The sequence below is a fragment of the Corallococcus sp. EGB genome (genome assembly GCF_019968905.1).
Lineage (GTDB): Bacteria > Myxococcota > Myxococcia > Myxococcales > Myxococcaceae > Corallococcus.
The window spans coordinates 7,293,114-7,315,458 of record NZ_CP079946.1; the positions used below are offsets into that span (position 1 = coordinate 7,293,114).

The 22,345-nt window shown below is 70.7% G+C and carries 20 protein-coding genes; 13 read left to right on the forward strand and 7 right to left on the reverse strand.

Features of this window, described 5'->3' with window-relative positions:
* The first annotated feature begins 198 nt into the window (after positions 1-198).
* From KYK13_RS29625 to KYK13_RS29655, 7 genes are all read left to right on the forward strand, one after another.
* The gene (locus KYK13_RS29625; protein WP_223636433.1) at positions 199-2,421 is read left to right on the forward strand and encodes a serine/threonine-protein kinase; all 2,223 of its coding nucleotides are present in this window, start codon (positions 199-201) and stop codon (positions 2,419-2,421) included.
* A 101-nt stretch (positions 2,422-2,522) separates the two neighbouring features.
* Positions 2,523-2,738, forward strand: coding sequence for a hypothetical protein (locus KYK13_RS29630; protein WP_223636435.1), 216 nt, complete (start codon positions 2,523-2,525; stop codon positions 2,736-2,738).
* Positions 2,739-2,816: 78 nt separating this feature from the next.
* Positions 2,817-3,773: a CarD family transcriptional regulator gene (locus tag KYK13_RS29635; protein ID WP_223636437.1), complete on the forward strand. Its 957-nt coding sequence runs from the start codon at positions 2,817-2,819 to the stop codon at positions 3,771-3,773.
* A gap of 91 nt (positions 3,774-3,864) precedes the next feature.
* Positions 3,865-4,377, forward strand: a complete 513-nt coding sequence (locus KYK13_RS29640) for a hypothetical protein (protein ID WP_223636439.1) — start codon at positions 3,865-3,867, stop codon at positions 4,375-4,377.
* Positions 4,364-5,314 carry a hypothetical protein gene (locus KYK13_RS29645; protein ID WP_223636441.1) on the forward strand — a complete coding sequence of 317 codons (951 nt, stop codon included), beginning with the start codon at positions 4,364-4,366 and terminating at the stop codon, positions 5,312-5,314. The genes KYK13_RS29640 and KYK13_RS29645 overlap by 14 nt, the downstream gene beginning before the upstream one ends.
* A gap of 32 nt (positions 5,315-5,346) precedes the next feature.
* Positions 5,347-7,185 (forward strand): glycosyltransferase family 39 protein, encoded by a 1,839-nt coding sequence (locus tag KYK13_RS29650; RefSeq protein WP_223646826.1) that lies wholly within the window; start codon positions 5,347-5,349, stop codon positions 7,183-7,185.
* Between the two features lie 148 nt (positions 7,186-7,333).
* Entirely contained in the window at positions 7,334-7,900 is a 567-nt protein-coding gene (locus KYK13_RS29655) for a hypothetical protein (RefSeq protein ID WP_223636444.1), read from the forward strand.
* 80 nt (positions 7,901-7,980) lie between these two features.
* On the opposite strand, the gene KYK13_RS29660 is transcribed toward KYK13_RS29655, so the two are convergent.
* Positions 7,981-8,328 (reverse strand): ATP-dependent DNA helicase, encoded by a 348-nt coding sequence (locus tag KYK13_RS29660; RefSeq protein WP_223636446.1) that lies wholly within the window; start codon positions 8,326-8,328, stop codon positions 7,981-7,983.
* A gap of 308 nt (positions 8,329-8,636) precedes the next feature.
* On the opposite strand from KYK13_RS29660, the gene KYK13_RS29665 reads away from it, so the two are divergent.
* Positions 8,637-9,167 carry a hypothetical protein gene (locus KYK13_RS29665; protein WP_223636449.1) on the forward strand — a complete coding sequence of 177 codons (531 nt, stop codon included), beginning with the start codon at positions 8,637-8,639 and terminating at the stop codon, positions 9,165-9,167.
* 80 nt (positions 9,168-9,247) lie between these two features.
* Here the strand turns inward: KYK13_RS29665 and KYK13_RS29670 are convergent, their stop codons facing one another.
* From KYK13_RS29670 to KYK13_RS29685, 4 genes are all read right to left on the reverse strand, one after another.
* A complete protein-coding gene (locus KYK13_RS29670; protein WP_223636452.1) occupies positions 9,248-9,649 on the reverse strand; it encodes an ATP-dependent DNA helicase in 402 nt (133 codons plus the stop codon).
* 160 nt (positions 9,650-9,809) lie between these two features.
* Positions 9,810-10,994, reverse strand: coding sequence for an iron-containing alcohol dehydrogenase (locus KYK13_RS29675; RefSeq protein WP_223636455.1), 1,185 nt, complete (start codon positions 10,992-10,994; stop codon positions 9,810-9,812).
* Between the two features lie 18 nt (positions 10,995-11,012).
* Complete coding sequence (locus tag KYK13_RS29680; protein WP_223636458.1) at positions 11,013-12,476, reverse strand: glutamine synthetase family protein; 1,464 nt, start codon at positions 12,474-12,476, stop codon at positions 11,013-11,015.
* Positions 12,477-12,541: 65 nt separating this feature from the next.
* A complete protein-coding gene (locus KYK13_RS29685; protein ID WP_223636462.1) occupies positions 12,542-14,029 on the reverse strand; it encodes an aldehyde dehydrogenase family protein in 1,488 nt (495 codons plus the stop codon).
* A gap of 88 nt (positions 14,030-14,117) precedes the next feature.
* On the opposite strand from KYK13_RS29685, the gene KYK13_RS29690 reads away from it, so the two are divergent.
* The 5 genes from KYK13_RS29690 (at position 14,118) to KYK13_RS29710 (ending at position 20,354) form a co-directional block, all read left to right on the forward strand.
* Positions 14,118-14,876, forward strand: coding sequence for a glutamine amidotransferase (locus KYK13_RS29690; protein ID WP_223636465.1), 759 nt, complete (start codon positions 14,118-14,120; stop codon positions 14,874-14,876).
* A 149-nt stretch (positions 14,877-15,025) separates the two neighbouring features.
* A complete protein-coding gene (locus tag KYK13_RS29695) occupies positions 15,026-15,856 on the forward strand; it encodes an alpha/beta fold hydrolase (protein WP_223636467.1) in 831 nt (276 codons plus the stop codon).
* Between the two features lie 3 nt (positions 15,857-15,859).
* Positions 15,860-16,321, forward strand: a complete 462-nt coding sequence (locus tag KYK13_RS29700) for a hypothetical protein (protein WP_223636470.1) — start codon at positions 15,860-15,862, stop codon at positions 16,319-16,321.
* 123 nt (positions 16,322-16,444) lie between these two features.
* Complete coding sequence (locus KYK13_RS29705; protein WP_223636472.1) at positions 16,445-17,662, forward strand: AI-2E family transporter; 1,218 nt, start codon at positions 16,445-16,447, stop codon at positions 17,660-17,662.
* A gap of 121 nt (positions 17,663-17,783) precedes the next feature.
* Positions 17,784-20,354 (forward strand): ATP-binding protein, encoded by a 2,571-nt coding sequence (locus KYK13_RS29710; RefSeq protein WP_223636475.1) that lies wholly within the window; start codon positions 17,784-17,786, stop codon positions 20,352-20,354.
* A gap of 21 nt (positions 20,355-20,375) precedes the next feature.
* On the opposite strand, the gene KYK13_RS29715 is transcribed toward KYK13_RS29710, so the two are convergent.
* Both KYK13_RS29715 and rho read right to left on the reverse strand, forming a co-directional pair.
* A complete protein-coding gene (locus KYK13_RS29715) occupies positions 20,376-20,696 on the reverse strand; it encodes a hypothetical protein (RefSeq protein WP_223636478.1) in 321 nt (106 codons plus the stop codon).
* A 25-nt stretch (positions 20,697-20,721) separates the two neighbouring features.
* On the reverse strand, positions 20,722-22,335 hold the full coding sequence (rho, locus tag KYK13_RS29720; protein ID WP_223636484.1) for a transcription termination factor Rho: 1,614 nt from the start codon (positions 22,333-22,335) through the stop codon (positions 20,722-20,724).
* Positions 22,336-22,345 lie beyond the last annotated feature (10 nt).

Sequence of the window (22,345 nt, forward strand, 5' to 3'; positions counted from 1 at the left end):
GCGCGTGACGGTCCGGCGGGCACGGACTCCTTGCAGCCGCCTGACGCGAGGCCGCTCAACAACAGGAGGAAGAATGCACGGTTACGGGAACCGCATGGCGAGCGTAGCGGAATATTCCACCCTGAGCGTCTGAATGGCCTCATGATAGCGTCTCGCGGTTTTCGCGAAGGACTCCCCTCGACAGGAGCCGGTTCGAACGTGCCGCAGCCCTCCGCCGGCCTCCAGTTCGGCAAGTACAAGCTGCTCGAGCGCATCGCGACGGGCGGCATGGCGGAGATCTACCGCGCCCGGATGACGGCGGTGGCGGGCGTCACGAAGCCGGTGGTCATCAAGAAGATCCTCCCCGGCTACGCGGACGACAGCGCGTTCGTGTCCATGTTCATCAACGAGGCGCGCATCGCGCTGGGGCTGTCGCACGGCAACATCGCGCAGATCTTCGACTTCGGTGAAGTCGAGGGCGAGTACTTCCTCGCGATGGAGTGGGTGGACGGCCATCCGCTCTCGCACGTGCTGCGCCGGGCGAGGGAGAAGGGGCTGCCCGCGCTGCCGGCGCCGCTGGCGGTGCTGGTGGCCATCGACATGCTGCGGGGGCTTGCGTACGCGCACACGCGGCTGGACGACAACGGCCGCCCGCTGCACATCGTCCACCGGGACGTCAGCCCGCAGAACGTGCTCCTCTCCTTCGAGGGGCAGGTGAAGCTGGTGGACTTCGGCATCGCGCGGGCGCGGCTCGCCGGGCGCTCGGACACGAAGGCGGATCCCGCGAAGGGCAAGTACGTCTACTTCGCGCCGGAGCAGGCGCGCGGCGAGGCGCTGGACGCGCGCACGGACGTGTTCGCCGCGGGCACGGTCCTCTACGAGATGCTCTGCGGGCGGCGCCCCTTCGAGGGCTCGCTCCACGACGTGCTGCGGAAGATCGCCCAGGGTGACTTCCCCCGCCCGCGCGAGTGGGTGCCAGGCATCCCGGCCGCGCTGGAGCGCATCCTGCTCACCGCGATGGCCACGAGCCCGGAGCAGCGCTACCCCACCGCGCAGGCCTTCGCGGAGGCGCTGGCGCGGCAGCTGCACGTCACCGCGCCGGACGTCTCCGCGAGCGACCTGGGCCACTTCATGGGCTACCTCTTCGAGCCGGAGCTCGTGGAGGCCGGGCGTCCGGTGCAGCTGCCGCGCGAGTTCATCGCGCGGGTGGGCCGCTGGAGCGGCATCGCGGAACCACCGCCCATCGCCACGCCGCCGGAGATGCCCCGCTTCGTCTCCGAGCCCGGGAGGGAGCCCCGCGGCGAGCCCCGGGGGGATTTGACGACGCAGCCCCTGCCTCCACAGGTGATGCCTCCGGTACCGCCGCCCGCGTGGCACCGCACGCTGCGGGGTTGGGCGGTGCGCGGCGCGCCGGTGGTGGTGGCCGCGCTCGTGGCCACGTGGCTGGGCATGGTGATGGGCGGCTCCAACTCGTTCGCGGTGGAGCTCAGCTCCTCGCCCGCGGGAGCCTCCATCCGCGTGGACGGCCGGGCGCTCCCGGAGACGACGCCCACGCTCATCACCCAGCTGCCGTCGGACCGCGAGCACGTGCTGGAGGTGCTGCTGCCGGGCATGGCGCCCTTCAGCCAGCGCGTGCACGCCGAGCGCGGCACCACGCTGGCGGTCCACGCGAGGCTCATGCCGAAGTACCCCGCCGCGACGCGAGCCCTGCCCCGCGCGGGCCCGGCGGACGCGCCCGCCTTCGCCCGCTACTCCTCCGGTGGCCCGTTCACGCTCAGCACCGTCGCGCATGCCCTGCGCGTGCCCCCTTCCCAGGCGGCGCGCATGCGGTTGGATCCCTCCCGCACCTATGGCCTGCGCGTGGAGGGCCGCGTGTCGGTGGGCGCCCCCCTGCCGGTGTCCCAGGCCGTGTACTTCCTGGAGGGCGGCACGGCGCTCGCCGCGCGCGACAGCTTCGGCATGGTGGGCACGGACGAGGTGCTGGTGCGCGACGCCTCCGTCCTCTACGTGTTCCTCTGGGATGACCGCCCCGACGACAACCGCGGCGCCCTCCAGGTGCACGTGCGCGAGCAGGCGAGCGGCGCCATCACCACCCTGCTCCTGGACGCGCGACGGCACGCGGTCTCGCTGTCCCCCCACGACGGCTTCACGCTGCGGGAGCTGGACCCCGCGACCACCTACCGCGTCGTCGTGCGCTCGGCCGGGGAACCGGCGCGCACGCGGGGCTTCGGCGGCGGCGAGGTGGGCGGCGTGCTCGCGCTGCACGGCGCGGGCGCGTCCCCGGCCGTGGCCCCGGGCCTCCTGGAGGTGCTGGAGGTGAACCAACCCACGGTGATGCGCGGCGCCAGCTGGCTGCGGCTCGCGTTCCCGGACGACGACGTCAGCGACAACTCCGGCGGCCTCACGCTGGAGGTGACGCCGGTGGCGCCGCTGCACCAGTAGCGTTCCCGCGCGACGGGGCGCTACAGGGCACCGCCAGCCTGTAGCCGAAAAATTGATCATCCGGGCGTCGCCCCTACCCTGGGTCGCCACGGAGGACGCTCATGAAGAAGCTGCTGGCGGTGCTGGCCCTGGGGATCGCGGTGATGGCCACGGTGGGACTTTCCACCCCGGTGGATGCGCGGCCTGGAAGCACGGCGGACGAGGGGCCGACCGACGCCCAGCTCGACGCTGTCCTGGACGCGCAGGCGCACGAGGTCATGGCCAGGCTGCTGGAGGCCCAGCGCAATGCCCACCGGATGACAATGCTCCCCCGGTAATCTCGTGGCATCCGGCGGGGCACGGTGCTACGACCGGCGCTCGCTTCGGTGCTCATCCCACCCGCCCACGAGGGGGCCATGCCAGAAGGGTCCGCTGCACTCCAGCTTCAGGTTGGAGACCGGGTCGTCTACCCCAACCAGGGGGTCTGCCGCGTCGCCGCCATCGACGTGAAGGAGGTGGCGGGCCAGAGCCTCACCTTCGTCACCATGCGCCGGGAGGAAGACGGCGCGGTCGTGATGGTGCCGCAAGGAAAGATTGTCTCCATTGGCGTCCGCAAGGTGGCCAGTCCCGCGGACGTGGAGGAGATCTACGCGTTCCTCCGCTCGGACAGTGACAAGGCGGACTTGGATTGGAAGCAGCGCGCGCGCACCAACCTGGACCGCATGACCCAGGGCGGCATCCTGGGGCTGGCGGAGGTCGTCAAGGGCCTCCAGGTCCTGAGTGAGCTGCGGCCGCTGCCCACCAAGGAGCGCGAGCTCTACGACAACGCCCGGCACCTGCTGGTCTCGGAGGTCGCCGCCGCGCTGGGCACCGCCGAGGCCAACGCCGAGGACTCCATCGACATCGTCCTCTTCCCGCCCGGGAAGGAGCGCCCCAAGCGCACCGCCGCGGAGTTCGCGCGGCCCGGCGGCGACGAGGACGACATGGACCTGGACGGCGACCTCATGGGTCTGGAGGGCGGAGAGCTGGACCTGCCCTCGGACGAGGAGCCGCAGGCCGAGTCCGAGGAGGAGTCCTCCGAGGAGGGCGGCGAAGAGGAGGGCGGCGAGGAGGCGGCCGAGGAGGCCCCAAAGAAGCGCGGCCGTCCGCCCAAGGCCAAGCCGGCCGAAGGCGCGGAAGCCTCCGCGCCCAAGAAGCGCGGCCGTCCGCCCAAGCCGAAGCCCGAGGTGGTGGAGGGCGCGGAGGCCCCCGCCCCCAAGAAGCGCGGCCGCCCGCCCAAGGCCAAGCCGGCCGAGGACGCCGCGCCCGCGGAGCCCGCCGCGCCGAAGAAGCGTGGCCGTCCGCCCAAGGCCAGGCCGCCCGAGGACGAGTGAACCGCAGGACTCCACGGCCCTCCCGCCGGCCCGCGTCGCGCATGAGCGCGCGCCCGGCACCGCGAGGGCCTTCCCGCCGAGGTGACGCCCCGTGATTCGCGTCGTGACGCTGGACCCCTTCGACGACAAGCAGCTCGCCAAGTTCAACCGCACGCTCTACACGGCCTTCGGCGTGGGCAGCGAGCACAGCGGCATCGCGGAGATTCCCGCGGGCATGTCCGAGCCCCTGGACGCGGAGAAGCTGCTCGACGAGGTGAAGGGCATCCGGGCCTACAAGGACGACAAGGTGCTGCTGCTCACCTCGCGCAAGCTGAAGGACCGCGACCTGCCCAGCGGCAAGGCGCCCACGTCGGGCTTCGCGAAGTTCGGCAAGGACCGGGCCATCCTCTCCATCGCGCCGTTCAAGGACCTGGAGAAGGACTTCAAGCCCATCGCGCGGCACGCGCTGCACCAGCTGGGCACGCTCTGGGAGCTGCACCACTGCCTGGATCCGCGCTGCTCGATGTATCCGCCCTGGACGCCGTCCTTCAACCAGGGCGACCACATCTTCTGCACCTTCTGCCGCGAAAAGAGCGAGCAGAAGATCCGTCTTGCGAAGTCCTAAGGCCCTGCGCGCGTTGCCCCTGGTGGAGCTGGGGGCCCTGCTGCTCGTCGCGCTCTCGTGCATCGCCTTCCAGCTGCGCCTTCCGGGCCGGCTGCCCACGGACGCGGACGAGCGCGCCGTGGCGGACGTGCTGGCCCGGGACGCGCGCCCCGGGGACGCGGTGCTGCTGTTCCCCTGGTGGACCGAGCGCGCCCGCCTCTTCGTGCCGCCGTCGGTGCCGGTGTACGGGTGGCTGGAGTCGGACCGCGCGGACCTGAGCGCGCACCCGCGCATCTGGGTGCTGGGCCAGCCGGACCTGCCCCGCTCCGACTCCGCGGCGTTCGACGCGGCCTTCCTCCCCGGCCGCAAGGCCCTGGGCCCCGAAGCGCGCAGGGGCCCGCTGTCGCTGCGCCTCTATGAGAACGGCCGCTACCGCCCGCGCCAATGGGTGGCGAGCGAGTCCGCGAGCACGGCGCGCGTGTACCTGGAGCAGCCGGACGGCTCGCGCCAGGACTGCGCCTTCGACGGACGCGCGCACCGCTGCCCCGGCCCGCCGCACCTGTACGTGGCGCCGGAGTGGCATGAGATCTTCTACGAGCCCCGGCACTGCCTGTGGATGCACGCGCCCGGCGGCGCGCAGCGGCTGGTGGCGGAGTTCGCGGACGTGCCCTCCGGCATGGGCCTGCGGCTGGAGGGCGGCATCATCTTCGAGTTCGCGCACCCCCGGGACCCGCGCCTCTCCACATCCCATATGGGCGTGGATGACGCGGCCACGGGACAGCGGCTGTTGGACGTGGCCATTCCCCCGGGACGCGAGGGGGTGCAGAAGGCGGAGGTGATGCTGCCGCCTGGACCGCCGCGCACGCTGAAGGTCTGGACGCAGGCGGACAACGCGGAGTCGCGGCAGATATGCCTGGACGTGATGGCGCTGGAGCCCGCGGTGGGGGTGAAGCCATGAGCGCTCCGGTGACGGCTCCGGTGACGCTCCCGATGACCGGACGCCCCGCGACGCGCGAGGAGAAGCTCACGGCGCTGGCGCTGTGGGTGCTGGCCTTCGCGGCGCTGTGGAGCACGGAAGCCGCGGTGGGCTTCACGCGCGACGAGAGCGTCTACTTCGCCGCGGCGGAAGGCTATTCGCAGTGGTTCCGGCTGCTCTTCCACTCGCCAGCGCAGGCGTTCACGGACAGCGCCATCGTGCGCTTGTGGGACTCCAACCACGAGCACCCGGCGCTGATGAAGACGCTGTTCGGGTTGAGCCACCTGCTCTTCCACGACACGCTCGGGGTCATGCGCGACGCGACGGCCTTCCGGCTGCCCGCGTTCGCGATGGCGGCGCTGGTGCCCGCGCTGTGCTTCCTCCTGGGCAGCGCGCTGTACGGGCGCACCGCGGGGTGGTTCGCCGCCCTCTCCTTCCTGCTGGTGCCCCGCCAGTACTTCAACGCGGAGCTGGCGTGCTTCGACATGCCGGTGGCCGCGATGTGGCTGCTCGTCGTGTATTGCTTCTGGCGCGCGCTGGAGAGCACCCGCTGGGGCGTCGCGTGCGGCGTGGCGTTCGGCCTGGCCATCGCCACGAAGCACAACGCCCTCTTCCTGCCGTTCGTGCTGTCGCCGTTCGCGCTGTGGCGTGCGTGGCGGGCGAGCGAAGGCACCCCCGAGGCCCGCATGCGGCTGGGCCGCTTCGTGGGGCTGTTCGCGGCGGTGGCGGTGCTGTACGGCCTGCTCGTCGTGTTCCTGGGCGGATCCGCCGGGTTCCAGAAGAAGTTCCTGCTCTTGAGCCCGCACACATTGTTCTTCCTGGGCCTGGCGGTGGGCAGCGAATTGCTGCTGCGGGACCTGGAGCGGGTGAGCCTGCCGGTGACGCGGGCGCTGGTGCCGCTGGCGGCGATGGCGGTGCTGGGCCCCATCATCTTCTTCCTGCACTGGCCCTACCTCTGGCACGCGCCGGTGGACCGCACCGCGTGGTACCTGGCCTTCCACGCGACGCACAACCACTACGCCTGGTTCTACCTGGGCACGCTGATGCGCGGACCGCCCTTCCCGCTCACCTATGTGCTGGTGAAGACGGCGCTGACGGTGCCCACCAGCCTCTTCGCGCCGATGGTGACGGGCTTCGTCGCGCTCGTGGGCCGGGCGCTGCTGAGCCTGAGCGCCCGCACGCGGGAGTGGGTGCGGATGCCCACCGCGTCGGAGGCGCTGGTGGGCGTGAACGCGGTGACGTCCATCCTGATCATCAGCCACCCGCAGGTGCCGCACTTCGGCGGCGTGAAGCACTGGTTCCCGTCCATGCCCTTCCTGGGCATCCTCGCGGGCGCAGCGGTGGCGCGCGGCTGCTTCGCCCTGTGGGAAGTGCTGAAGGCGCGGCGGCCCTCGCTGTCACCGCGGGTGGTGACGGTGCCGGTGTTCGCGCTGCTCCTGGTGCCCGCGCTGATGTCGCTGGTGCGGGTGTTCCCCTACGGCACGGCGGCGTACTCGGAGCTCGCGGGCGGACTGCCGGGCGCGGCGACGCTGGGCATGCAGCGGCAGTTCTGGTCCAGCCACGTCACCGGCGTGCTGCCGTGGATCAACGAACACGCGAAGCCGGGCGCGCGCATCTACCTGCACGAGGTGAACGGCTTCTCGTTCCGGGACTACCAGCGCAACGGCATGCTGCGCGCGGACGTGCGGCCGGTGAACAGCCCGTTCGACGCGGACATCGTCGCGTACCAGTACCACCAGGAGTTCCGCGAGCACGAGTTCCTCACGTGGCAGGCCTTCGGCACGCGCACGCCCGTCACCGGGCTGTACCTGGACGAGACGCCGCAAATCATCGTCTACCAGCGGCCGGAGTAGGTCCACGCCGGATGACGCAGGAAGACATGTGCACGACCGTGCACTCGGTGGCCTGGCAGGCCGCCACGAAAAGCGGAGAAGACGGGGAAGCGTGGCGCCGGGGTAGGCTTCCCCTGTCGGCGATTCCACCTTCCCGGGGGAGAGACACATGACGCGCTGGACGGGCTTGTTGACGGTGATCGCGCTGGGCGCGGGCTTCGTGGGCTGCGACGACGCGAAGCCTCCCGCGAAGGTGACGCGCGCCCAGGTGAAGCGGACAGGCCCTGCGACGATGGAGATCATCCCCACCGAGGGGCAGCTGCCCTACTGCATGCTCTTCACGATGTCGGAGAAGGGCGTCATCCGTCAGCTCACGCTGACGCGGGAGAACCGCTCCATCCGCTGCGACGCGAACCGCCCCGTCGCCAACACCAGCTTCCGGGTGCCGGTGCAGGAGGGCAAGGTGCGCATCTACGTCTTCTTCTCCGACGACCGCGTGCCGGCGGGCTCCGTGGCGCAGCAGCTCTACGACTTGCGCGACCGCGAGCGCGTCACCGCCATGGACCTGCGGCTGCCCGGTCGCATCTTCGTGGACATGCTGGAGTTCACGCCGGAGATGGGCGAGCCGGAGCAGACCGGCGGCATCGTGAGCGCGGGCGGCGTGGTGACTTCCGACGGCGGCACGGCCCCGGACGCCGGCACCCGCGCGCTGACCATGGAGCCCCTGGACAACTGACCTCCAGACGCGAAGAAGCCCGAGGGTGGGTGTCCGCCCCCGGGCCTTCGTGCTGCTTCAGGCCGTGATGCCGTGGCCGCTCAGTTCACCCAGCCACCGCTGTACCTCGAGTCGCGCCGGGCCAACCGCTCCCGCTGCTGACGCTCACGCTCCAGCCGCGCCAGGCGTTCGCGTTCCTTGCGCTCGCGCTCCAGCCGGGCCTGACGCTCGCGCTCCTGCCGCTCGCGCTCCAGCCGGGCCTGCCGCTCGCGCTCCTGCCGTTCCCGCTCCAGCCGCGCCTGCCGCGCCCGCTCCAACCGCTCGCGCTCCATGCGGGCCTGGTCCTGGCGGCTCACGAGGGGGGTCGCGGCGTGGAAGTCCGCCGCCATCACCGGGGAGCTCGCGATGAGCGCCACAGCCACCACCATCTTCTTGAGCATTGCCTTCATGACCTGCCTCCGTTGAGCCGCGTTGCTGCTGCGTTCTGAACCTTCTGACGGGGGAGGCCCGGGCTGATTCAACCGCTCCAGGGCACGAGCCCCCTCTTGCTTCCCTCGGAAGAGGCCGGCCGAAACACCCTGAAATCGAACCAGGGTGAAGCCGGTCCGTGCGTGCTGGGAGCACACCCCGTGTCGAGCCTCTCGGGTGTCCACTGAACCGGGAAACGTGCGGAGCGCTCCCTTCCCCGCTGCACGTCCCCCCGGTTGCGTCGAGTAGGCTCGCGGCGCTGGTATTCCACCTTCCCTGGGAAGAACACGTGACGCGCTGGACGGGCTTGTTGACGGTGATGGCGCTGGGCGCGAGCGCCATGGGCTGCGACGACGCGAAGCCTCCCGCGAAGGTGACGCGCGCCCAGGTGAAGCGGTCAGGCCCCGCGACGATGGAGATCATCCCCACCGAGGGACAGCTGCCATACTGCATGCTCTTCACGATGTCCGAGAAGGGCGTCATGCGGCAGCTCACGCTGACGCGGGAGAACCGCTCCATCCGCTGCGATGCGAACCGGCCGGTCGCCAACACCTACTTCCGGGTGCCGGTGCAGGAGGGCAAGGTGCGCGTCTACGTCGTCTTCTCCGACGAGCGCGTGCTGGCGAACTCCGTGGCGCGGCAGCTCTACGACTTGCGCGACCGCGAGCACGTCACCGCCATGGACCTGCGGCTGCCCGGGCGCATCTTCCTGGAGACGCTGGAGTTCACGCCGGAGCAGACCGGAGGCGTCGCCGACGCGGGCGGCGCGGCCCTGGATGATGAAATCCGCAGGGCGATCGTGGAGTCCACCGCCAACTGAGCTCCAGACGCGAAGAAGCCCGAGGGCGAATCTCCGCCCCCGGGCCTCCGTGCAGCCTCAGGCTGTGACGCCATGGGTGCCTAGTTCACCCAGCCACCGTGGTACCGCGAGTCGCGCCGCGCCAGCCGCGCCCGCTCCAACCGCTCGCGCTCCAGCCGGGCCTGCCGCTCGCGTTCCTGACGCTCACGCTCCAGCCGGGCCAGCCGCTCGCGCTCCATCCGCTCACGCTCCAGCCGGGCCAGCCGCGCCCGCTCCAACCGCTCGCGCTCCAGCCGGGCCTGCCGCTCGCGCTCCAGCCGCGCCCGCTCCTGCCGTTCCCGCTCCAGCCGAGCCAGCCGCGCCCGCTCCAACCGCTCGCGCTCCATGCGGGCCTGGTCGTGGTGGCTCACGACGGGGCTGGAGGCGTGGAAGTCCGCCGCCATCACCGGGGAGCTCGCGATGAGCGCCACAGCCACCACCATCTTCTTGAGCATCGCCTTCATGACCTGCCTCCGTTGAGCCGCGTTGTTGCTGCGTTCTGAACCTTCTGACGGAGGAGGCCCGGGCTGATTCAAGCGCGCCAAAGGCACGGGGCCCCTCCCGTTTCCCTCGGGAGAGGCCCCGCTGAAACACTCTGAAATCAAGCCGGTGTGAAGCCGTTTTTCAGTACGCCTCGCGGGCCATGGCCAGCAGATCCGCCTCTGTCACGGCGCGTGGATTCCCCTGGTGCGACGCGTCCTGGAAGGCCTTCTGCGCGATGTGCTCCAGGTCCTGCTCCTTCACGCCCGCGTCGCGCAGCCGAGCAGGAATCCCCACGGCCGCCGCCAGCTTGCGCACGCGGTCGATGGCGTTGGCGGCGAGCACCTCCTCGCGCGCGTTGGACGTGTCCCCCAGCGCCGTGGAGATGCGCGCCAGCCGCGCCGTACAGGACGCGCGGTTGAACTCCATCACCGTGGGCAGGACGATGGCGTTGGCCAGGCCGTGCGGCACGTGGGAGATGGGCGTCAGCGCGTGCGCCAGCGCGTGGCTCGCGCCCAGGCCCTTCTGGAAGGCCATGGCGCCCTCCATCGCAGCCACCATCATGTCCGTGCGGGCCGCCAGGTCGCGGCCCTCCTTCACCGCCGTCACCAACGAGCGGCCCACGCGCATCACGCCGTCGATGGCCACCGCGTCCGCGAGCGGATGGAAGCCGTTGGCGACATACGCCTCGATGCAGTGGGTGAGCGCGTCCATGCCCGTGGCCGCCGTGACGGAGGGAGGCAGGCCCAGCGTCAGCTCCGGATCAATCACGGCCGCCTTCGGCAGCAGGTGCGGACTGAAGATGACCGTCTTGCGCCCCGTGTCCGCCAGCGTCACCACGCCGGAGCGTCCGACCTCCGAGCCCGTACCCGCCGTCGTCGGAATGGCGATGAGCGGAGGCAGGTCATCGCGCACGTACTGGTCGCCGCCCTTCGCGTCGTCGTAGCGGCTGAGCGGCGGCTCGTGCGTCGTGAGCAGTTGCACCAGCTTGCCCGCGTCCAGCGCGCTGCCGCCGCCCAGGGCGACGATGCCGTCCGCCTTGTGCGCGCGGTAGGCCTCCAGGCCCGCGAACACGTCGCGCTCCGTGGGGTTGGGCTCCACGCGGTCGAACACCGCGCAGTCCATGCCCGCGCCCTTGAGCACGTCCGTCACGCGCGTGGCGAGCCCCGCCTTCACCACGCCCGCGTCCGTCACCAGCAGCGGGCGCTTCATGTTCAGCCGCGTCGCGTGCGCGGGCAGCCGCTGGAGCGCGCCCGCGCCGAACACGATGCGCGTGGGCCACGACATCTCCGTGACGCGCGGCTCCGAGGGAATGTCGAAAGGCTTCATGAACGGTCCTCCTTCAAATCAGATGAGCTCCAGGTAGCGCTCCAGCTCCCAGGAGGTGACCGCCCGCTCGTACTGGCGCACCTCCCACTCGCGGGTGCGCACGAAGTGGTCGACGAAGCCGTCCCCCAGGAGCTCCCGGGCGCGCTCGCTGTGCTTCAACAGGGCCACCGCGTCCTTCAGGTTGCGGGGCAGCGGCTTCGTACGCTTCGCCTCGTAGGCGTTGGACAGCACGGGCGCGGGCGGCTCGACTTCGTTCTCGATGCCCCACAGGCCCGCGGCCAGGCTCACCGCCATGCCGATGTACGCGTTCATGTCCGCGCCCAGCTGGCGGTACTCGATGCGCATGGACTTGCCGCTGTCGCCGATGACGCGGATGGCGCAGGTGCGGTTCTCCAGGCCCCACGTCGCGGTGGTGGGCGCCCAGGTGTTCTCCACGCTGCGCTTGTAGCTGTTGATGGTGGGCCAGTAGAGCGCGGTGAGCTCCGGCATCAGCGCCACCTGCCCGCCGATGTAGTGCCGCATCAGCTTGCTCATCCCGTGCTTCTGCGACGGGTCGTGGAAGAGATTCTCCTCGTCCTTCAGGTTCCACAGTGACTGGTGCACGTGACCGGAGCAGCCGGGCAGCTTCGGGCTCACCTTGGCCATGAAGCACGCGGACACGCCGTGCTTCGCGCAGATCTCCTTCACCACCGTCTTGAAGAGCGCCGCGCGGTCCGCCGCCAGCTCCAGCGTGTCGTAGCGGATCGCCGCCTCGAAGACGCCGGGGCCCGTCTCCGTGTGGAAGCCCTCGATGTTGAGCCCGAACGCGTTGCACCCATCGATGAGCGCGTGCACCAGCGGCGCGTTCAGCGACGTGCGCAGCCACGAGTAGCCGAACATGCCCGGCGTCAGCGGCGTGAGGTTCTGGAAGCCCTTCTCATGCAGGCTCTGCGGCCCTTCCTTGAAGAGGAAGAACTCGTACTCCGCGCCGAACTTGGGCAGGAAGCCCAGCTTGCGCGCGCGCTGGCCCATCTTCTGGAGCAGCTGGCGCGGGCTCGCCTCGAAGGGCGTGCCGTCCGGGTTCACGAAGTCCAGCAGGAACGCCGCGGTGTCGGGCTCCCACGGGATGATGCGCGCGGTGGACAGGTCCACCTTCGCGGGGGTGTCCGGGTAGCCCGTGTGCCAGCCCGTCACCTTCGTGTTGTCGAGCAGCTCGTCGCCCAGGTCCCAGCCGAAGACGACGTCGCAGAACCCCATGTTGCTCTTCGCGGCGCTGTAGAACTTCTCCAGCGAGACGTACTTGCCGCGGAAGACGCCATCCACGTCGATGGCGCCCAGCTTGACCTTGCGGACGTTCTTCTCGTCCATCCACCGGCGCAGGGAGTCCATGTCCCCCGGCTGTCCGGGCACCGCGCGCGGCCCGCCCTCGCTCCGCTCCTTCGCGCGGGCCCGGCGGGCCATCGCCGGATGGGTGAGCACCTTGGCCTTGGGACGCGACGCCATGCGGACCTTCCTTTTCTTCGTCATGAAGCGCTGGAGCGTGGAACGGAGGGATGCGCGCGACGGCGTCAGGGGGACGGAAGCTTCGTCCACACGGCCTTCGTCTGGAGGTAGCCGTCCAGCGCGTGGTGGCCCAGGTCCTTGCCCCAGCCGGATTGCTTGTAGCCACCGAAGGGCGCCGCGTCGTCGAACTCGTTGAAGCAGTTGATCCACACCACGCCGCTCTTCACCTGCTTCGCCAGCGCGTGCGCCTTGGCCACGTCACCGGTCCAGATGGACGCGGCCAGGCCGTACTCGGTGCTGTTCGCCAGCGCGATGGCCTCCGCGTCGTCGCGGAAGCGCAGGCAGCTGAGCACCGGGCCGAAGATCTCCTCCTGGGCGATCTTCATGTCCGGCTTCACGTCGCCGAAGATGGTGGGCTTCACGAAGCAGCCCTTCGCCTTGTAGCCCTCCGTGTCGCGGCCACCGCCCGCGAGCAGCTTCGCGCCCTGCTGCTTGCCGCTCTCGATGTAGCCCAGCACCATGTCCATCTGCTTCTGGCTCACCAGCGCGCCCATCTCCGTGGACGCGTCCAGCGGGTCGCCCACCTTCATCGTGCGCGCCTTCTCCGCGAGCTTCGCGACGAAGCCCTCGTAGGCATCCTGGTGCACCAGCACGCGGCTGCCCGCGTTGCACGTCTCACCCTTGTTGCCGAAGATGCCCCAGAAGCACGCGTCCACCGCGCGGTCGAAGTCCGCGTCCGGGAAGATGATCTGCGGGCTCTTGCCGCCCAGCTCCAGCGTCAGCTTCTTCAGGTTGCTCGCGGCGGACGCCTGCAAGAGCCGGCGCGCGGTGCGGCCGGAGCCGGTGAACGAAATCTTGTCCACGTCCGGGTGCCGGGCAATCGCCTCGCCCGCGGGGTCGCCCAGGCCGGTGATGACGTTGATGACGCCGGGCGGGAAGCCCGCCTCCAGCGCCAGCGCGCCCAGCTTCAGCGCGGTGAGCGGCGTGTACTCGGAGGGCTTCACCACCACCGTGCAGCCGGCGGCCAGCGCGGGGCCCAGCTTCCAGCCCAGCATGCACGTGGGGTAGTTCCACGGCACGATGACGCCCACCACGCCCACCGGCTCCTTGAGCGCGTAGGTGTGGAAGGGGCCGTCCACCGGCAGCACCTCGCCCAGGATGGTGCTGGCCAGGTCCGCGAAGTTCGCGAGCGTCGCGGCGGCCGGCGCCACGTCACCCCGGATGGCGTCCCTGAACGTCTTGCCGTTGTTCAGGGACTCGATGAGCGCGAACTCCTCGCGGCGCTCGTAGAGCAGGTCCGCCAGCTTGCGGATGAGCTTGCCGCGCTCGCGGCCGGTCATCCTCCCCCACGGCCCGGACTCGAAGGCGCGGCGCGCGGCCTTCACCGCGCGGTCCACATCCGCGGCGGTGCCCGCGGGCACGTCCGCCAGCTTCTGACCGGTGGCGGGATTCACCACCGCGAAGGTGCCCCCTTCCACGGGGTCCACCTGCTGCCCGTCGATGAGCAGCTTGAGCACGGGGAGCTTGGGAGTGAGCGAACGAGCGTCGGTCATGGCGAGGCCTCGGGTGAGCACGGCGCGCGAGCGACCTTGAAGTGGCGGGCACCGGACACGGATGGCTGGACACGGTAGGAATGGCGCCATGACGCGGCAACCTGCCCCCATGAAGAACGTCCTGCTGCTGAAAGCCGGCGACGCGGCGCCCTCCGTCCAGCTCTCCGTGGGTGACTACGAGCGGTGGTTTCTGCAAACCATTGGACTGTCCGGCCAGCGCTTCGACGTCCTCCCCGTGCACAAGGGCGCGCCCCTGCCCGGGGACGCGAAGGGCTACGACGCGGTGATGATGACGGGCTCGCCCCTGTCGGTGACGCGGCGCGAGCCGTGGATGGAGCGCACGGGCGCCTTCATGGCGGAGGCGGGCGAGCAGGGCATCCCCGTGCTCGGCGTGTGCTTTGGCCAACAGCTGCTCGCGGAGACCTACGGCGGCAAGGTGACGCGCAACCCCAACGGCCGCGAGACGGGCACCGTGGAGGTGACGCTCTCACCCGAGGGCCGCGCGGATCCGCTGTTCACCGGCCTGCCGGAGCGCTTCGCCGTGCAGGCCACCCATGAGGACATCGTCTTCCGCCTGCCTCCCGGCGCGACGGTGCTCGCGGGCAACGCCAACACCGCGAACCAGGCGCTCGCCTTCCGGCACAACGTGCGCGGCGTGCAGTTCCACCCGGAGATGCCCACGGACGCCATGCGCGCGGTCATCCTCGCCCGCGAGGACACGCTGGAGGCGCTCGCGCGCGAGAAGGGCCTCCCGGAAGGCGAGTACGTCCACCGGCTCCTCGCCGGCATCACCCCGACGCCGTACGCGCACCGGGTGCTGATGAACTTCCTCGAACACTTCACCTGACCGGACCTTCCGGATTCGGGCCGCCGGACGCGCGAAAGCGGACAGTGGCCTCGCGCGGATCCGGGCCACGGGGTGACGCGCTCCCTAGCTTTGCACCGTGTTCCCGGACGGCGGTCCACGCACCGTCCAGGAGGTGGCGGGGGCTGGGGATGAATCCGTTCGTGATGCAGTACCGGAAGCTGAAGTGCCAGCTGAAGTACCTGGCCAGCTACGTGGACCTGGATCCGCGCGGCAACCAGATCGTGCGCCGCACGAACTTCCGGGACTGCCAGAAGCCGGTGCTCCTCTTGCACGGCTTCTTCAGCACGCGCCGCGTCCTGGAGGTGCTGGAGCACCGCCTGCGCCGCGAGGGCTACTGCGTCTGGTCCATCCACCTGGGCGGCACCATGGACCGCTTCAACACGCACCGCATCGACGAGCTGGCGCGCAAGGTCCAGGGCAAGGTGGACCGGCTCTACGAGCGCCACCCGGGCATGGGGCCGCTCACCATCATCGGCCACTCGAAGGGCGGCCTCATCGGCACGTACTACGTGAAGCGGCTGGGCGGGGACACGCGCGTGAAGAGCCTCATCACCCTGGGCACGCCGCACCGGGGCACGCGCATGGCCTACCTGGGCTGCGCGACACTGGGCTGGTTCAGCCGCAGCATGTGGCAGCTCACGCCGGTGTCGCCGTTCATCAAGCAGCTGGGCGTGGGCGCCTTCCCGCGCCACGTGCGGCTCGTGTCCATCTACTCGCGCGACGACGTCATCGCGCGCTTCCCCTCCTCCGTGCTGGACGTGGACGGACAGCCGAACGTCTTCAACGTGGAGCTGTCCGGCGTGCCCCACGGCGAGCTGCTCACCCGCCGCTGCGTGTGGGAGGTCATCCGGCGCGAGCTGGCCTTGAGCTATGCTGACGCCCCGGCTCGCGCGTCCGTCGCGGAGCTCAAGCCCCCTCCCCTTCCGGTGGCCGCCCTGCCCGCAGCCGCCAGCCCCTGACACATGCCTTCGCGCTGGGACCACCTCTTCGACCTCAAGCCCGTCACCCTCGTGGACCACCTGCTGGATGAGGTGGCGCGGCTGCTCGCCAAGGACCTGGCGGCCTGGCCGCCTCCCGTCCAGGACCTCGACCCGGCCACCCTGGGCGAGTTCGCCTCGCTGTTCCAGGAGGCCACCCGCCGCCCCGCCCCGGCCGTCTACACGGAGGCCCTGCGGCTGGCGAAGTGGGACCTGGCCCGCGAGTTCGACGCCTTCGACGACTACGTGCGCAACAAGCGCTACCTGGAGCGGGGCCTGGCCCCCGACGACCGCGTCCCCCTGCTCTTCCTCACCCGCTGGCTCACGGAGCAGATGCTGGGCCTGGGAGAGGCCACCCAGGGCCGCATCAAGCGCCCCCTGATGCGCGAGTGCCTGGACCGGCTGGAGGCCCGGCTCAACGACACGACCCGCCGGCCCCAGGCCTGAGGCCGGCCGCCTGCCCCAACCGAGGGGTTCTGGACCCTTGGGGCGCATAGGAGCGCGGGGGCGCCAGAAGCTTTCCTTCCGGGAGCTTGTCAGGAGGGAGGCTGCTGCCCTAAGCCCGCTTCCATGTCGCAGCCCGTGGATGCCACCGCCCCCGACGAACGCCGCAAGCGCCTGCTCCTCCTCGCGGGGTTGTGGGTGGCCATCGCGGTGACGCTCTTCGCCCTGCGCTCGGTGGTGATGCCCTTCGCGGGCGCGGCGCTCATCGCGTACCTGGTGCAGCCGCTGGTGGCGCGCATCACCCGCCTGCGCGTGGCCGGCCGCGGCGTACCGCGCTGGGTGGCCATCCTGCTCATCTACGCGGGGTTCTTCCTCGGCGCATACCTCTTCTTCGTCGCGCTGGTGCCGCAGCTCTACCGCGAGGTGGCGCGCATCAGCCGCGAGATGGCCGGCTTCGCCAGCGCGCTCACGCCGGAGCACGTGCAGTCGCTCGCGCAGCGCGCGGAAGCGTGGCTCAACACGTACGGCATCCCCGTGGCCCTGTCGGACCGGACCATGGAGGGCGGGGCGGGTGCTTCCGGCGGCTTCAGCCTGGCGCTGGACCTGGAGCAGATGCTCACGGACACGGTGGCGCGCGTGACGCTGCTCGTGAGGGAGAACCTGGCGGACATCGTCAACGTGTCGCGCCGCATCGTCACGGAGGTGCTGGCCGGCGTCTTCATGCTGTTCTTCATCCTGATGGTCGCCGCGTTCTTCTCCATCGACGCGCAGGCCATCCGCCGCTACTTCGGCACGCTCGTCCCCGTGGAGCTGCTGCCGGACGCGAAGACGCTGGTGGCGCGCATCGACAAGTCCCTGTCCGGCGTGGTGCGCGGCCAGGTGACCATCTGCCTGGTGAACGGCGGCCTCACGCTGGTGGGCCTCCTGCTGTTCGGCGTGAAGTTCGCCTTCCTGCTGGCCACCATCGCCACGCTCTTCAGCCTCATCCCCATCTTCGGCACCATCATCAGCTCGGTGCCCATCGTGCTCATCGCGCTGGCGGACGGCTTCCAGAAGGGCCTGGCGCTGCTGTTGTGGATCATCGGCATCCACGCGCTGGAGGCGTACTTCCTCAACCCGAAGATCATGGGCGAGGCCGCGCGCATCCACCCCGTGGTGGTGGCCTTCTCCCTCATCGCGGGCGAGAAGCTCTTCGGGCTCTGGGGCGCGCTGTTCGCGGTGCCGGTGGCCTCCATCGTGGTGGCCTGCTTCGACTACGCGCGCCTCAAGGCACAGCCGCCCCCGCTGGTGGCCTCGACGGCCCAGCAGACAGTCGCCTCCACGGACGCCGCCCCCGCCGCCTGAGCGCCGGGCGCACCGAAGCGTCCACCGGTGGAAAACCAGGGGCTGGGTCCTACTTTCCCCCCTGGCCATCCCGGGAGTGAGTGACTAATTCCACGCACTCCTCTGCCTCCGAGGATGTGTGATGCCCCCCAACCCCTCACCGACGACCCCGGACTACCGGAGCCTGTTCGAAGCCGCGCCCAATCCGTACCTCGTGCTGACGCCGGAGTTCGTCATCGTCGCGGTGACGGACTCGTACCTGCGCGTCACGCGGACGCAGCGTGAGGACCTCCTGGGCCGGAACATCTTCGACGTCTTCCCGGACAACCCGCAGGATCCGCGAGCCAACGGGGTGGCCAACCTGCGCGCGTCTCTGGAGCGCGCGGTGCGCACGCGCACCCCGGACGCGATGGCCGTCCAGAAGTACGACATCCCCCGCCCCGAGGCGGCTGGCGGCGGGTTCGAGCTGCGCTACTGGAGCCCGCTGAACACCCCCGTCTTCGGCGAGGACGGAGAGGTGCGCCACGTCATCCACCGCGTCGAGGACGTCACCGACTTCATCCGCCTGAAGCACCTGGACGAGGAGCAGAACCGCCAGCACGCCGAGCTCCGCGCCCGCGCGGACGAGATGGAGGGCGAGATCTTCCGGCGCGCCCAGCAGATCCAGGAGACGAACCAGCAGCTGCGCGTCGCGAACGAACAACTGGGAGAGCTGGATCGGCTCAAGTCGGAGTTCTTCGCCAACGTCAGCCACGAGTTCCGCACGCCGCTGACGCTGATGCTGGGCCCCACGGAGGACCTGCTCGCCGGGCGCGCGGGCCCCCTGTCGGACGAGGTCCGCAAGGAGATGGAGCGGGTGCACCGCAACGCCGGGCGCCTGCTCAAGCTGGTGAACGCGCTGCTGGACCTGTCCCGGCTGGAGGCCGGCCCGAAGGAGGAGCGCTTCGTGCCGGCGGACCTGTCCGCGCTGACGAAGGACGCCGCGTCCAGCTTCCGCTCCGCCATGGAGCGCGCGGGCCTCAAGCTCACGGTGGACTGTCCGCCCCTCTCCCAGCCCGTCTACGTGGCGCCGGACCTGTGGGAGCAGATCGTCCTCAACCTGGTCTCCAACGCGTTCAAGTTCACGCTCCAGGGCGGCATCACGCTGCGCCTGCGCGAGCACGGGCAGCGCGTGGCGCTGGACGTGGAGGACACCGGCTCGGGCATCCCCGCGCACGAGCTGCCCCGCCTCTTCGAGCGCTTCCACCGCGTGCCGGGCTCACCGTCGCGCACGATGGAGGGCAGCGGCATCGGGCTCGCGCTGGTGCAGGAGTTCGCGAAGCTGCACGGCGGCACGGTGTCCGCGCGCAGCCAGGAGGGCGCGGGCAGCGTCTTCACCGTGGAGCTGCCGCTGGGCCACGCGCACCTGCCGCCCGAGCGCATCCGCACCACCGCCCGGCCGCGCTCCGCGGCGCGCGAGGCCACGTCCGCCTACGTCGAGGAAGCGCTGCTGTGGAGCACCGCGAAGCCCAAGGACCGCACCCAGTCCTCGCACCAGCCGCACCCGGCCGCCGCGGACGGCCACGCGGTGGCCCCGGCGCCCCGCGCGCGCATCCTGCTGGTGGACGACAACCGGGACATGCGCGACTACATCCAGCGCGTGCTGTCCACGGAGTACGACGTGGAGGTGGCGACGGACGGCCAGAAGGGCCTGGAGGCCGCGCTGGCCCGGCCGCCGGACCTGGTGCTGTCGGACGTGATGATGCCGAAGCTGGACGGCATGGGCCTCCTGCGGGCCCTGCGCGCCTCGCCCAGCACGCGCGAGCTGCCCATCCTGCTGTTGTCCGCGAAGGCCGGCGAGGAGGCCACGGTGGAGGGCCTGGCGTCCGGCGCGGATGACTACCTGGTGAAGCCCTTCTCCGCGGGCGAGCTGCTCGCGCGCATCGCGTCCAACCTGAAGCTCGCGCGGATGCGCGGGGAGATGGCAGACGAGCGCGCCCGCGCGGAGGGCCTGGCCGAGGCGCTGCGCGCCCGCGACGACTTCCTCTCCGTGGCGGCGCACGAGCTGCGCACGCCGCTGGCGGCCTTCCAGCTGCACCTGGAGCTGGTGGAGCGCGGCCTGGGCCGGGACGCGCCGCCCAGGGCGGTGGAGCGCCTGAAGCAGGCGCGGTCGTTCATCCGCCGGCTGGCTCTGCTCGTGGACGTGCTGATGGACGTGTCGCAGATCACCAGCGGCCGGCTGAAGCTCACCCGCACGGACGTGGACCTGGGCGACCTGCTGGTGGAGGTGACGCGCTTCGCGGAGGAGGAGGCGCGCCGAGACGGCACGCCGCTCACCGTGGACGTGAAGGGCCCGGTGATGGGCACCTTCGACCCGTCGCGCATCTCGCAGGTGGTGCACAACCTGGTCGCCAACGCGCTGAAGTTCGGCCGGGGCCGGCCGGTGGACGTGACGCTGCAGCCGGACGGTGAAGTCGTCCGCCTGTCCGTGGTGGACCACGGCATCGGCATCAAGCCGGAGGACCGCGAGCGCATCTTCGAGCGCTTCGAGCGCGCCGTGTCCACGCACCACTACGGCGGCCTGGGCCTGGGGCTCTGGGTGTCGCGTCAGGTGGTGGAGGCGCACCAGGGCCGCATCGACGTGGAGGACACGCCGGGCGGCGGCACCACCTTCCGCGTGACGCTGCCCTTGAGGGAGTCGCCGGTGGACATGGCCGGCGGGCTCGCCAGCTGAGCCGGAGGAAGCGGCCGCCTGCTACTGGCAGGCGGCGGCGCAGCGCGCGTTGCGGCACGTGGGGATGCACCGGCCGCAGTCCACGCTGTTGGGGGTGCACGTCCCATCGCACCGCACGCCGGAGCAGTCCGGCCCCACGTTGCGGTGGGTGATGGCGGTGCCCTCGCCGCAGCACGCGTTCGCCACGCAATCCGAGTCGGTGTAGCAGACCTGCTCGGAGAGCACCGGTGGGGTGTCTCCGATGGGCAGGTCCTCCACCCCGATGTCGCACCCGGCCAGAAGCCCCAGGGCAAGGCCCGCGATGACGCGGGCGGCGAGACGCGGGAGGCGGGCACGACGCATGGGGGGCTCCTTGGGCCGGAGGTGACTACCGGTTCATCGAGCCCAGGAACTCCGCGTTCGCCGCCGTCGGACGCATGTGCTTGAGCACGAACTCCATCGCGTCGATGGGGGTGAACGGGTGGAGCACCTGGCGCAACGCCGTAATGCGCACCAGGTCCGCCGGAGACAAGAGGAGCTCCTCCTTGCGGGTGCCGGATTTGTTGATGTCGAGCGTTGGGAAGATGCGCTTCTCCATCAACTTCCGGTCCAGGACGATTTCGGAGTTACCCGTGCCCTTGAACTCCTCGAAAATCACTTCGTCCATGCGGCTGCCGGTGTCGATGAGCGCCGTACCGATGATGGTGAGGCTGCCGCCCTCTTCGATGTTGCGGGCCGCGCCGAAGAAGCGCTTGGGCTTGTGGAGCGCGTTGGCGTCCACGCCGCCGGAGAGGATCTTTCCGGACGCCGGCACCACCGTGTTGTAGGCGCGCGCCAGACGGGTGATGGAGTCCAGCAGGATGCAGACGTCGTACTTCTGCTCGACCAGGCGCTTGGCCTTGTCGATGACCATCTCCGCCACCTGCACGTGGCGCGTGGCGGGCTCGTCGAAGGTGGAGGACACCACCTCGCCGCGCACGCTGCGCTCCATGTCCGTCACCTCCTCCGGGCGCTCGTCCACGAGCAGCACGATGAGGTAGACGTCCGGGTGGTTGCGGCTGATGGCGTGCGCGATGTTCTGCAGCAGCACCGTCTTGCCGGCCTTCGGCGGCGCCACGATGAGGCAGCGCTGGCCCAGGCCGATGGGGCAGAACATGTCGATGATGCGCGTGGTCATCTCCGACGACTCGTGCTCCAGCTTGAGCTTGCGCGTCGGATAGAGCGGCGTGAGGTTGTCGAACAGGATGCGCTCTCGCGCCGCGTCCGACATGGGGTCCGCGAAGTTGACCTTGTCCACCTTCTGCAGCGCGAAGAAGCGCTCGCCCTCGCGGGGCTGGCGGATGGGGCCCGTCACCGTATCGCCGGGCCGCAGGTTGAAGCGGCGCACCTGCGACGGCGACACGTAGATGTCGTCCGGGGACGGCTGGTAGTCGCTGTCCGCGCTGCGCAGGAAGCCGAAGCCGTCGCTGAGCAGCTCCAGCACGCCTTCCGCGTGGACCTCGAAGCGCTTGTCGGCGATGCCGCCCAGGAGCGCGAAGATGAGGTCCTGCTTCTTCAGGCCCTGGTAGCCCTCGATGCCCGTGTCGTGGGCCATCTTCGCCAGGTCCGTGATCTTCATCCGCTTCAGGTCATTGAGCTTGATGACCTGCATCGGGGTGCCGTCGCGCTGCACCTCCGTGATGGCGGGACCTTCCGCGGACTCCTGCGGGGCGGCCGGAGCGGCCTCCTCGGCGGGCGTCTCCTCCTCCGCGCGGCCCATCTCCTGGAGCTCGTCGTCGCGCACGGGACGGGAGATGGGCGTGAGCACCGGACGGGGCGCCTCCGCGGCGACCTCGGGGGCCTCGGCCTCCTCGGCGGGAGCCTCTTCCCGGCGGGCGGGAGCGCGGCGCGACCGGGGCGCGGGCTTCTCCGCCTCCTTCGCCGCCGCGCGCTTGCGCCGGGGCTTCTCCTCGGTGAACTCGGGCTCGACTACCTTCTCTCGGGGGGAACGGGCTTTGGCCATGACGGTCTGC